Source organism: Peptacetobacter sp. AB800, assembly GCF_047807365.1.
Taxonomy (GTDB): Bacteria; Bacillota; Clostridia; order Peptostreptococcales; family Peptostreptococcaceae; genus Peptacetobacter.
This window is the reverse complement of record NZ_JBLOUI010000058.1, coordinates 1-11543: the sequence shown is the minus strand read 5'-3', so window position 1 is coordinate 11543 and position 11543 is coordinate 1. Positions and strand designations below refer to the sequence as shown.

The following is an 11543-nucleotide window of genomic DNA, read 5'->3' as shown; positions in this document are numbered from 1 at the left end:
GTTCAGTTAGTTGAGTATAAACTAAATACTAGACCAAGAAAATGTTTAGGGTTTAAAACACCCTTCGAGATATTTTATGATAAACTGTTGCACTTAGCTTGACAATTCGCCGGATAAAAATACAAGCCATATAGAGCATATCCTTATAATCGTTTTATCCATTGTTTTTTTATTTTCAAATATTTCAATAATTAAAGTTGTAGGTAGATTAATGAATGAAAGTAAACTAGAAGCAGAAAATGAAATTATAAAGGAAAAGATGGATATGCAGTATAAATATTATTCTAGAATCCAAGAATCTCAAGAAAAAACAAGAAGCCTTTATCACGATATGAACAATCATATATTATGTATAAAAAATATGTATGAAAACAATGAAACTACTAACAGTTATATTAAAGACATAGAAGATAAAATAAAATCTTGTGGAAATACATTTAGTACAAAAAATATGATTTTGGATGTTATATTAGAAGAGGAAAAATCTATATGTGAAAAGAATAATATTGAGTTTGAAGTTGATTTAAACTTTGAAAAATGTAGCTTTGTTGAAGCAACAGATCTTTGCAGCATATTCTCAAATATACTAGACAATGCGATAGAAGCTTGTAAAAAGATAGAAAGCTCTGATATAAAAAGAAAGATAAAATTAAGAGGTACAATTGTAAATAAGTATTTTGTGATAAGGTGTGAAAATACAAAAGTAAATCCTATTAATATAGATAAAGATAATATAGTTACAGATAAAAAGGATAGCTTTTTACATGGTATTGGTATAAGCAGCATAAGAAACTCAGTAGAAAAATATAATGGAAATGTAGAAATAAAGATAGAAGAAAATAGGTTTGTAATGATAATTTATATACCTATAAAAATAAATTAATACCAGTTGGAGCTCTAAAACGACCAGTTGGGGATAAATCGTTGAATATTCAGAAAAAAGATGTTATTTTGTAAGCATAAAAGATATGGAGGTGGACTAAAATGGTCGAATCCATTGCTAACAAGATAACATCTTTTTTAATTTCTAATAAGGCAATAGAAGAAAAAGAAAGCGAATTATACTCATACGCATTTAGTATATTAATAGCTTTTTTAGTTAATATATCAGCAATATTGATTATAGCTTATTCGTTAAATATATTTAAGGAAACAGTACTATTCTTATTATGTTATTGTCCAATTAGGCAATTTACAGGTGGTTATCACGCAGATAATTACAAAAGATGCTTATTAGCATTTATGCTACTTTATATAGTTAATATATGCTTTGTTGAATTTGTTTTTTACTATAAGTTAGATTATTTAATTTTGTTTGAGATGATAATGAGTTATATAGGGATTTGTTTTTTAGCTCCATTAGAACATAGAAATAATCCTTTAAGTAAAAAAGAGTTAAAAATATTCAAGAGAGTAGCGGTAGTTTTAGCAAGTATTGTTGTATTTTTAGTATGGATAGGAATAAGATATAACAACGCATATAAATTTATATATTATGTAGCATCATCTATTATATGTATATTTATTATGCTGATAATGGGAATTATTAAGCAAGAGTTTGGAGGTAGAAGATGAAGAAAATATTAAATGTGATATTAAAAAGTACAGGTTCGTTAGCTATATGTATGTTGTTTTTATCTGCAAATACAACATCGGCATGGATGGCTAATCAGCCGAAAATACCAAAAGGAATAGAGAAATTTAAGTTGATATAAGTATTTTATATTAAGGAAGGGATAAATATTAAAAAAACAGATGTGAAATGTTTTTATAGAGGTATAAAACTCATTAATTCTTTGAGTAAATGTTATGTACCAATAAGTGTAACATCTATGATTATTCAAGGAATATATACTCCAATAAGTTTATATTTTTTACAACAAATATTAAATGCGGTACAAGATAAGAAAGATATTGTTTGGAATTACTTAGCTATCTATTTTGTATTAGCAATAGTAAATATTTTATTTGAACGAGTATACAATTTATATTCAATAAAAATAACTAAAAAATTTGAAAAAAGAATAGATATTTTGATTTTGGAAAAAACTAATAGTTTAAATTTATCGGATTATGAAAATTTAGAAACATATAATATTATAAATAGAGCACAATCACAGGGTGGAGAAAGTATAATATCATATATTAAAGGTTGGTTTGATATTTTAAAAAGCTTTATTACAGTGATATCCTCATTTATGATGTTATCATTTTTTAAAACTTGGATTTTAATTATTATTTTAATAACTCCTATTTTAGAATATTATTTTTCAATGATAATAATAAATGAGCAATATAATGTAAGTATTTCTAGAACCGAAAAAGAAAGAAAAAAATGGTATTTAAAGTACATAATGTCAATGGGAAATGCTTTTAAAGAAATGAAAATTTATAATTTAGGGGAAAAATTTTTAGATGAGTTTAATAAAATTTCTGAGTTTATAATTAATCAGGATTTTAAAATTCAAAATAAAAATTTTAGGTATATGCTTGGCACAGATTTTTTAGACCAGTTTAATTCATTAATAATATATTGTTACATAATAAAGTTAGGAATAGCTGGAACATTAAAGATAGGAGATATAACAGCATATATAAGATGTATTGAAAATATAAAAGATAGTATAAGTTTATTTTTCTTTTCACTAAATACAAATTCAAAGCTATCTCTTAATATAAATCTTATATATGAATTTTTAGATTTACATAATGATAAACTAGAAATATTAAACAATGAAAGAAATATAACTATTGAAGAAATAAGAAATATTAAACTTGTCGACGTATCTTATAAATACAAAGAAAATCATACATTCTCAATAGAAAATATAAATTTAGAAATTCAAAAAGGAGATATTATAGGTATAGTTGGAAGAAATGGATCTGGAAAGAGTACTCTTATGAAGATTATACTTGGATTTTATACTGATTATGAAGGCGAAATCTATATTAATGGGATTAATTTTAAAAATATAGATAGAGAAAGTTATTTTAAAAATATAAGTGCTGTTTTTCAAGATTTTATGAGATATGAAACGAGTATAAGAGAAAATATTTCTTATGGAAACTTGAAAAAAATTAACAACACTAAAGAAATAGAATTAATATTAAAGAAAGTTGGATTAGTAAATTTATTACAAAGAGGTGATGGAGTAGATACTATAATTGGAAATTGGTTTGGAGAAGGAGAAATATCTGGTGGAGAATGGCAAAAATTATCAATAGCAAGAGCATTAATAAAAGATAGTGATTTAGTAGCATTAGATGAACCTGATTCATCATTAGATGTATGTTCTGAAAATGAGATGTTAAATATATATAAAAAGCTATTTGAAGAAAAAATAGGACTGATAATAACGCACAAGATATCTAGTATTGAAAACTTAACAAATAAAATAATCGTTCTTAAAAATGGGAAAATTGTTGAAGTTGGAAATAAAGAAAATCTAATGAATATAAATGGAGAGTATAAAAACTTAATTAATGCAGAATTAAATATTAGAGGTGAGATAATATGAAAACAAAACCATTTATACACTTGTTTAAAACTTCGATTGGAAACTATTTATATGATGTAAATACAGATGCTATTTTGAAGATAAGTAAAAATTTATATAATTATCTAGATAATATAGATGAATTTGTAGATATAGATGAGAATTTGAAAGAAGAAATAGAATTATTAGAGGGAAATGGTTTCTTAAAAGGAAAGCCTGATAGAATAGTTAAACACCCAGCAACAGATTATATAAATGAGTACTTAGAAAATAGAGTAAGCTCTATTGTATTACAAGTTACTCAAAATTGTAATATGAAATGCAGCTATTGTGTATATAGTGGGGGTTATAAAAATAGAACTCATAATAACTCTAATATGACTTTTGATATGGCAAAGAAAGGTATAGATTTTTTAATAGATCACTCTTCTGATTTAGAAGAGTTACTAATAGCATTTTATGGAGGAGAGCCGCTTTTAAATTTTAAATTAATAAAACAATGTGTAGAATATATAAAAGAAGAAACTTTAGGTCGTACTGTACATTTTAATATGACTACAAATTTAACCCTTTTGACACCTGAGATAGCAGAGTTCTTGTATGAAAATAAATTTTCTATACTAATAAGTATGGATGGACCAGAAGAAATACATGATAAAAATAGAGTGTTTGCAAATGGAGCAAAAGGAGCACATAAAAAAGTAATTGAAAATATAAAATATATAAAAGATACATACCCAGATTGGATAAGTAAAATACAAGTAAATGTAGTTGTAGACCAAAGAGAAGATTTTAAAACTGTCAATGATTATTTTAAAACAGAAAAAATATTTAGTAACATAGATATATTATATTCTTTTATATCTAACAATAATGTTAAACATAAAATAATAATGTCAGATGAATGTAAATTAAATGAAGAGTATGAATATTTTAAGCTGCTTTTGTATAAAATTGGGAAAATAAAAAAGAATAGTATTTCTCCTCTTTTAATAAAAGATAATTTATTGATTGGGCAAAATAGATTAGGAAAGCAACAACTAAGAAGAGATAGAATATCTTCATGTACTCATCATGGTGGACCTTGTATTCCTGGAACAAGAAGTTTATTTATGAATGTAAAAGGTGATTTTTATCCTTGTGAAAAAGTGAGTGAAAAATATGATTTTAATTGTATCGGAAATATAGATGAAGGATTTGATTATGAAAAGATATATAATATGTTAAATTTAGAAAATATTACATCTGAAGAATGTAAAAATTGTTGGGCTTATGATTATTGCACAATTTGTATTGCAAGAGTAGAAAAAAGAGATGATTCAGATGAAATGAATAAGCAATCTATAATAAATGTATGTCCTAGTATAAGAAAATCCATAGAGGAAGATTTTAAAGATTATGTATTTCTTAGAGAAATTGGATATGATTTTGAAACAGATAACCTTGAAAAATTAAAATAATAGGGGTGTTGTTATGAAAAAAATGATGATGTTTCCTTATGATAAAAGATCAGAATTTATATTGAAAAATGAATGTTTATTGAAAGATGATATAAAAATAGAAAAAATATGTTTTCCAAAAGGATGGAAAATATATAATAAAGATTTAGTACACGATTATAAAGTATCTTGTAATTATATTGATGATATAAAGGATTGTGATTTGTTATGGATAGTTAATTCTGATAAAAATTTAGATTTTGAGAAAAATATTTTACCTTTAATAAAAGAAGCAGCAGTACAAAAAAAGGAAATTGTATGTACTAGAAAAATAAGTGAATATGAAAAATTACTCATAAAGGATTTTGAAATTAAATTTAGTTTATATGATGATTTTAAAAATCACAATGATTTGGAAATTTTCGATATAGATAAACCAATCATTTTCATTATAAGTCAGTATGATAATATGGATAAAATGAATATAGAATTTGAAATCCGTAAATCTTTTTTAGAAAAAGGATATAAAGTATCTCAAGTGATGTCGAGATTAGAATCAAATTTATTTGGAATTAAATCATTTTATAATCTGTTTGAGAAAAACATCTCAAATAAAGAGAAAATATTATCGATTAATCATTGTATAAAAGAATTAGAAGTTAAAGAAAATTCAGATGTAATAATTGTTGGAATACCTGGAGGATCGATGTCATTTTCCAGAAAAGTCGTTGAAGATTTTGGAGAAGAAATAACATTAATAACAAAATCTATTTCACCAGATTGTACAATAATGAGTTTTCCTTATTACCCAGATATTTATAATTATAAAGTTTATTTTGAGTATATGCTTGAAAAATATAATATTTATATAGATTATTTCAATATATGTAATGAAATGATTGATGTGAGCGAATCCGAAATAAAGAATAAATTAAAATATTTGACTGTAAATAAGGATAAAGTAGAAGAATTAACTAAAAATAATAACTTCTTTATAAATAATAAGAGTAGTATTAATTTAATTGTGGACAATGTAATAAAACAACTAAAACATTACGGTAAAATTAAGATGATGTAAATTTGTAAGGAGAATATTATGGAAAAAGATATGAATTTACTTTATAAAATTTTATTAAATCGAACAAATATAGATTTTTGTGAAAATAAAGATTTAAAATATTTACCAGTATTCAGTAAAAAACTAAACATACCAGCGAGAGAAATGGTTTTGGTTTTACTTGATATTGAGAAAGCATACAATATAACAATAAGTGATAAAGAAATAGATAATTACAGTTTTTCGACTGTAAATAAAATAATAGAAATGATTAATAATAAATAAGTTTAAAACTATCTACAGTTATATAATTATTAGGAGATGAGATATTATGTTAGGTAAAAGAAATATGAACATAATGAATGATAATGAAACTACTAAGGGAGCGTGCGGTCTACAATGCCGGTATGTAACATGCCCACAAGCAGGAAGTTTATGTAAATGTAGCACAAGTTCAAAACAAGCAACAACAAAAAGTGATAAGATAGAAAGTTTCCATCTTTCTGAAAAAATCTTAAATTATGATTAAATATTAAAAATATTTAATAACTCTAATATAAAAAATTAAATTATAACTGTAGATAGTTTATTATAATATTAAAAATATCAAAGAAAGGATGAGGAATTATGAAAGATAAGAAAACATATCTAAGTGCTTTAGTAGCAATTATTTCTACAGTAGTTTTATACTTTGCTAAAAATATGATAGCAACTATGAATAATAGTCCTTTAGACTTAAATAGTCCAATTGTATTTTATGTTGGTATAGTCTTTGCTGTATTAGGAATAATTTTTGTATTTGTAGAGCGGAAGGGTAATTTTCCTTTCTTTTATGGAAAAACTCAAAGAAGTGGATCAAATGCTAATTCATCTGTATTATTAGGTATTGGTTTTGCTCTTATAGCTAAAACTTGGATGTTAGCTATAATACTATCTGTTGTAGGTGCCATTATAGAAGTTGCAATAAGAAGTTTATTAGGTGGAAAAGAAAAGTAATATAAGAAGATATCCTATAATAAATTTGAAACAATGCCCAGTTGGAGCTATAAAATGCCCAGTTGGGCATTTTTATTGAAACTTTGAAATAAATATGTTAATTTATAAACATAAAATGTATAAATTAATCCTTAGGAGGTAGCTATGCGTAAAAGAAATTTAAAAGACATACTAACATCACCACTTTTAATGACAATATACACAGTAATCCTTTTGTTTGTATTTTTGCTATTTAGATTCAAAACTGATGAAGGAATAGTAGTTAATTCTCTTGAAGAAAAGAATAACTCTTCTTGGAGTTGCGAGTATAATTTTTTCAGAGGTGAAAAAAAAGCCGACATGAGTGGCAAGGGAGATAACCTATTTATCAGCGTAATATCTGAATTTGGAGAAGTTAACATAATAGTAGAAGATAAGAATGGTAAGAAACTATTTGATCAAACAGTATCAGACCATTTGATTGATAATGAATCGATGGATATATTTAATGTAAAAGTTCCTCCTGAGGTTAAAGTTAGTGTAAAAGGGAAAAATCACGGTGGTGAAATTAAAATAAGTTATAGAGATTTAAAAGACTTTTCTAAAGAGAGCAAAGAAGGAATACTTCTATATGGTGAAACACATGATTACAACGGCATAAAGAAAATAGAAGCAGATCTATGGGGCAAATATTATAAAGAATACGGTATGAGAAATCTATTTATTGAATATTCGTATGTAGATGCTCAATTTTTAAATATGTGGATGAAATCAGACGATGATAAAATTTTAAATGAGCTTTTTAAAGATTATGAAAAGACATTAGCCTATTCAGAAGAAAATATAAACTTCTTTAAAGAAATAAAGGAAAAATATCCAGAAACAGTATTTTACGGAACTGATTTAGGTCATACATACAAAACAGGTGGTAAAAGATATTTAAAATACTTAGAAGAAAATGACAAAGTTGGAACTGATGATTATAATAAGGCTGTTGAATCTATGAATCAAGGAAAGAAATATTATGAAGATGATGAAAATGCCACAACTTATAGAGAAAATATAATGGTGAATAATTTTGTTGAAGAGTATGAAAAACTAGAAGATAAAAGAATTATGGGCATATATGGAACTGCTCATCTACTACCATATTCAGATGATTATTATTGCGAAGGACCTTGTATGGCAAAGCAGTTGGATGAAAAATATGGAAATATATTAAATATAGAAGATTTGTGTACTTTAGAAAAATATCCAGAGTATAAAGATAGTGAGTATAGATATTATAAATAAAGTAAGAAAAAATAAATAAATAAAACAATAATAAATTGGAACAAGAGAAATAGTGATTAGTATCTTGTTCCTTTTTTTGTTTGGCAGAATATTTTATTTTCTGTGTGTTTTATTCTTGTTTTATATTTTCAGAAAAACTGCGACAGAATATTATTTTAATGATATAATATAGATTGGACTATTATATTTTAGGGGTGATAAAATGAAAGTTAAATTACTTGCACATACACCTGACCCAGAGAAAGTTGTATCAATGGCTGCAAAGCTTTGTTACTCTAAAGTTGGTGTTGAAGGAATAGAAGAAAATCTTACAGATGAAAAGATAGAAAGTTTTTTAAAAATGTTAACTGATATAGGACACGAATCTCCACTTGAACATGTGTCATTTACTTTTGGAGTAGAGGGAATATCTAGAGCATGTTCTCATCAGATTGTTCGTCACAGAATAGCTAGTTATTCTCAGCAATCTCAGAGATATGTAAAACTAGATCAGTTTGAATATATAATTCCACCAGAGATAGAAAAATCTGAGGAAGCTAAAAAGATATTTGTAGAAGCTATGGAAAGAGATCAGAAAGACTACGATAGAATAGTAGATATCTTATCTGAAAAACATAAAAAAGAATTTATGGAAGAAGGAAAATCAGAAAAAGAAGCAACTAGATTAGCTGAAAAGAAAGCTATAGAAGATGCTAGATATGTTTTCCCAAATGCTTGTGAAACAAAAATAGTAATGACTATGAATGTTAGAAGTCTTTACAATTTCTTTGACCACAGATGCTGCGAAAGAGCTCAGTGGGAAATAAGGGAAATGGCTACACAGATGCTTAAAGAAGTGAAAAAAGTAGCTCCTATAATGTTTAGAAACTGTGGACCAAAATGTGTGAAAGGACCTTGTCCAGAAGGAAAGATGACTTGTGGGAAGGTTGTTGAGATAAGAGAAAAATTTAAGAATTTATAGGAAGGAAAATATTATGGCTATAATAGAAGGAAGAAATCCGGTAATAGAAGCGATAAAAAACGATAGACATATAGAAAAGTTGCTTATATCTAATTCTTCAAAAGAAGGTTCTATAAAGAAGATAATAGCTATGGCAAAGGAAAAGAAGATAGTTATTCAGTATGTTGATAGACATAAGCTAGATGAGATGAGTACTAGCCACGCCCATCAGGGTGTTATAGCTACTATAAGTGATTATATCTATAAAGATATAGAAGATGTAGTAAGAGAAGTTAAGGAAAAGGGAGAAGATCCATTTATCATCATATTAGATGAGATAACAGATCCTCACAATTTAGGTTCTATAATAAGAACAGCAGATGCAGTAGGTGCTCATGCTGTTGTAATTCCTAAGAGAAGATCAGTAGATATAACTCCTGTAGTTGCAAAAGCATCTGCTGGGGCAGTAGAGTATGTTCCTGTGTGTAAGGTGACTAATATTGTAAATACTATAAAGATGCTAAAAGAAGAAGGTCTATGGATTGCAGCTGCAGACATGGATGGAGAAGTGTTCTATAAACAGGATTTAACAGGTCCTTTAGGATTAGTAGTAGGAAGTGAAGGATTTGGTATATCAAGACTTGTTAAACAGAACTGTGATTTTGTAGTTAGTATGCCTATGGTAGGTAATGTAACGTCTTTAAATGCATCAGTAGCAGGTGGAATACTGCTTTATGAGGTGTTTAGACAGAGAACTTCGGGTAAATAATGGCTGCAAAGTTTAAAAAGAAGAAAAAGAAAAAGATTCTTATAGTTGATGGATACAATATAATTAACGCATGGGATGATTTGAATGAATTATCTAAGATAAACCTTGAAAGCTCTAGAGAGAAGCTTATAGATTATATGATAGAGTTTTCTAAGTATATGGGATACAAAACGACTATAGTATTTGATGCTTATAATGTAAAGAATTCTGCAGGGTATGAGGAAAAAAGATCAGACTCTGTGCAGATAGTGTTTACTAAGGAGCATCAGACTGCGGATAGTTATATAGAAAAGTATATTGCTGAGCTACCTAATAAGGAGTTTATCGACTTAAAGGTTGCAACAAGTGACTACGCTGAGCAGCAGATTGTACTAGGTAAGGGGGCTGCAAGAATTTCTGCTAGAGAACTTCAGCTAGATGTTATGAAGTCTAAGGAGAAGATAGGAGAAAAAAACAGCAGTCATAAGAAAACTATACAGAGAAATACTATAGGTGATAGATTGAACCATGAAAACAGAGATGTTTGGGACAGGTTAGAAAGAATGAGAATAAATAAGAAATAAATAATATATGCCTTTGAATATAATTATTTGTTGGGGGAGATTGGATGGAGCTAGTGGAAGAAAAAAACGTAGAACAGAATGAAAATCAGCAACAAAAGGAAGAATATGAAATAGTTAAAAGAGCAGCTAACGGGGATAGAATCGCTCTTGAGTACATAATGGCAAAATACAAAAATTTTGTTAGGGTTAAAGCGAAGTCTTATTTCCTAATAGGAGCAGATAGAGAAGATATAATACAAGAGGGTATGATCGGACTTTATAAGGCTATAAGAGATTTTGATGAAACAAAAGCTCATTCGTTTAGATCTTTTGCTGAAGTTTGTATAACTAGACAGATAATAACCGCTATAAAGACTGCTACCAGACAAAAGCATATTCCGCTAAATACTTATGTATCATTGAGCAAACCAATATACGATGAAGAGTCAGAAAGAACTCTGCTTGATATAATTACAGCTAGTATGGTTACTAATCCGGAAGAGCTTATTATAAGTAAGGAAGAGTTAAAAAATATAGAGAATAAGATAAATAAACTGCTTAGTGAGTTAGAGCAGGAGGTTCTTGGATTGTACTTAAACGGCAAATCATATCAAGAAATTGCCGATATAATAGGTAAGGAACCGAAATCTATTGACAATGCATTGCAGAGAGTGAAGAGAAAATTAGAGAAACATCTTGAAAATGTAAATGATTAATAGTAAAATACATAACATAGACATATTGCAACTGCAATAAGATAAATAAAAAATAATATTATTAAGGGAGGAATTTAGACAATGGCTAAAGCTAAATTTGAAAGAAATAAACCTCATGTTAATATAGGTACTATAGGACACGTTGACCACGGTAAAACTACATTAACAGCAGCGATAACAAAAACATTATATGACAGATATCATTTAGGAGAAGCAGTAGATTTCGCTAACATAGATAAAGCTCCAGAAGAAAGAGAAAGAGGAATCACAATATCAACTGCACACGTTGAATACGAAACTCCAAACAGACACTAC

15 protein-coding genes and 1 pseudogene are annotated in these 11543 nt (G+C 27.0%); all 16 read left to right on the top strand.

Annotated features, from left to right (window positions below; translation table 11 throughout):
* Positions 1 to 102, top strand: a pseudogene (locus tag ACK2WN_RS11410) (IS30 family transposase); the annotation flags it as partial.
* A gap of 109 nt (positions 103 to 211) precedes the next feature.
* Complete coding sequence (locus tag ACK2WN_RS11405; protein WP_416155638.1) at positions 212 to 883, top strand: sensor histidine kinase; 672 nt, start codon at positions 212 to 214, stop codon at positions 881 to 883.
* 101 nt (positions 884 to 984) lie between these two features.
* Complete coding sequence (locus tag ACK2WN_RS11400; RefSeq protein WP_118549480.1) at positions 985 to 1575, top strand: accessory gene regulator ArgB-like protein; 591 nt, start codon at positions 985 to 987, stop codon at positions 1573 to 1575.
* Positions 1572 to 1715 carry an AgrD family cyclic lactone autoinducer peptide gene (locus ACK2WN_RS11395; protein ID WP_416155637.1) on the top strand — a complete coding sequence of 48 codons (144 nt, stop codon included), beginning with the start codon at positions 1572 to 1574 and terminating at the stop codon, positions 1713 to 1715. Before ACK2WN_RS11400 ends, ACK2WN_RS11395 begins: the two co-directional genes overlap by 4 nt.
* A gap of 42 nt (positions 1716 to 1757) precedes the next feature.
* Positions 1758 to 3518, top strand: a complete 1761-nt coding sequence (locus ACK2WN_RS11390; protein ID WP_416155636.1) for an ABC transporter ATP-binding protein — start codon at positions 1758 to 1760, stop codon at positions 3516 to 3518.
* Positions 3515 to 4957, top strand: coding sequence for a Cys-rich peptide radical SAM maturase CcpM (ccpM, locus tag ACK2WN_RS11385; protein WP_300529925.1), 1443 nt, complete (start codon positions 3515 to 3517; stop codon positions 4955 to 4957). Before ACK2WN_RS11390 ends, ccpM begins: the two co-directional genes overlap by 4 nt.
* Before the next feature lie 13 nt (positions 4958 to 4970).
* Positions 4971 to 6014: a TIGR04066 family peptide maturation system protein gene (locus tag ACK2WN_RS11380; protein ID WP_416155635.1), complete on the top strand. Its 1044-nt coding sequence runs from the start codon at positions 4971 to 4973 to the stop codon at positions 6012 to 6014.
* 18 nt (positions 6015 to 6032) lie between these two features.
* Positions 6033 to 6278 (top strand): hypothetical protein, encoded by a 246-nt coding sequence (locus ACK2WN_RS11375; RefSeq protein WP_300529928.1) that lies wholly within the window; start codon positions 6033 to 6035, stop codon positions 6276 to 6278.
* A 46-nt stretch (positions 6279 to 6324) separates the two neighbouring features.
* A complete protein-coding gene (locus tag ACK2WN_RS11370) occupies positions 6325 to 6522 on the top strand; it encodes a hypothetical protein (protein WP_300529930.1) in 198 nt (65 codons plus the stop codon).
* A gap of 98 nt (positions 6523 to 6620) precedes the next feature.
* Entirely contained in the window at positions 6621 to 6989 is a 369-nt protein-coding gene (locus ACK2WN_RS11365) for a hypothetical protein (RefSeq protein WP_416155634.1), read from the top strand.
* A 144-nt stretch (positions 6990 to 7133) separates the two neighbouring features.
* Entirely contained in the window at positions 7134 to 8261 is a 1128-nt protein-coding gene (locus tag ACK2WN_RS11360) for a hypothetical protein (protein WP_416155633.1), read from the top strand.
* A gap of 202 nt (positions 8262 to 8463) precedes the next feature.
* A complete protein-coding gene (gene thyX / locus ACK2WN_RS11355) occupies positions 8464 to 9222 on the top strand; it encodes an FAD-dependent thymidylate synthase (protein ID WP_300531986.1) in 759 nt (252 codons plus the stop codon).
* Between the two features lie 13 nt (positions 9223 to 9235).
* Positions 9236 to 9970 carry a 23S rRNA (guanosine(2251)-2'-O)-methyltransferase RlmB gene (gene rlmB, locus ACK2WN_RS11350; RefSeq protein WP_300531988.1) on the top strand — a complete coding sequence of 245 codons (735 nt, stop codon included), beginning with the start codon at positions 9236 to 9238 and terminating at the stop codon, positions 9968 to 9970.
* Entirely contained in the window at positions 9970 to 10533 is a 564-nt protein-coding gene (locus ACK2WN_RS11345) for an NYN domain-containing protein (RefSeq protein ID WP_300531991.1), read from the top strand. The genes rlmB and ACK2WN_RS11345 overlap by 1 nt, the downstream gene beginning before the upstream one ends.
* Positions 10534 to 10577: 44 nt before the next feature.
* Positions 10578 to 11228 (top strand): RNA polymerase sporulation sigma factor SigH, encoded by a 651-nt coding sequence (gene sigH / locus ACK2WN_RS11340; protein ID WP_300531993.1) that lies wholly within the window; start codon positions 10578 to 10580, stop codon positions 11226 to 11228.
* A gap of 81 nt (positions 11229 to 11309) precedes the next feature.
* The coding region (locus ACK2WN_RS11335; RefSeq protein ID WP_416155632.1) for a GTP-binding protein at positions 11310 to 11543 on the top strand (234 nt) is incomplete at its 3' end.

What these genes read in the sequence shown, in the direction of transcription:
- ACK2WN_RS11375 (WP_300529928.1), top strand. Translation starts at nt 6,033, where the DNA reads ATGGAAAAAGATATGAATTTACTTTATAAAATTTTATTAAATCGAACA.
- ACK2WN_RS11370 (WP_300529930.1), top strand. Translation starts at nt 6,325, where the DNA reads ATGTTAGGTAAAAGAAATATGAACATAATGAATGATAATGAAACTACT.
- ACK2WN_RS11405 (WP_416155638.1), top strand. Translation starts at nt 212, where the DNA reads ATGAATGAAAGTAAACTAGAAGCAGAAAATGAAATTATAAAGGAAAAG.
- ACK2WN_RS11365 (WP_416155634.1), top strand. Translation starts at nt 6,621, where the DNA reads ATGAAAGATAAGAAAACATATCTAAGTGCTTTAGTAGCAATTATTTCT.
- rlmB (WP_300531988.1), top strand. Translation starts at nt 9,236, where the DNA reads ATGGCTATAATAGAAGGAAGAAATCCGGTAATAGAAGCGATAAAAAAC.
- sigH (WP_300531993.1), top strand. Translation starts at nt 10,578, where the DNA reads ATGGAGCTAGTGGAAGAAAAAAACGTAGAACAGAATGAAAATCAGCAA.
- thyX (WP_300531986.1), top strand. Translation starts at nt 8,464, where the DNA reads ATGAAAGTTAAATTACTTGCACATACACCTGACCCAGAGAAAGTTGTA.
- ACK2WN_RS11345 (WP_300531991.1), top strand. Translation starts at nt 9,970, where the DNA reads ATGGCTGCAAAGTTTAAAAAGAAGAAAAAGAAAAAGATTCTTATAGTT.
- ACK2WN_RS11360 (WP_416155633.1), top strand. Translation starts at nt 7,134, where the DNA reads ATGCGTAAAAGAAATTTAAAAGACATACTAACATCACCACTTTTAATG.
- ACK2WN_RS11395 (WP_416155637.1), top strand. Translation starts at nt 1,572, where the DNA reads ATGAAGAAAATATTAAATGTGATATTAAAAAGTACAGGTTCGTTAGCT.
- ccpM (WP_300529925.1), top strand. Translation starts at nt 3,515, where the DNA reads ATGAAAACAAAACCATTTATACACTTGTTTAAAACTTCGATTGGAAAC.
- ACK2WN_RS11400 (WP_118549480.1), top strand. Translation starts at nt 985, where the DNA reads ATGGTCGAATCCATTGCTAACAAGATAACATCTTTTTTAATTTCTAAT.
- ACK2WN_RS11380 (WP_416155635.1), top strand. Translation starts at nt 4,971, where the DNA reads ATGAAAAAAATGATGATGTTTCCTTATGATAAAAGATCAGAATTTATA.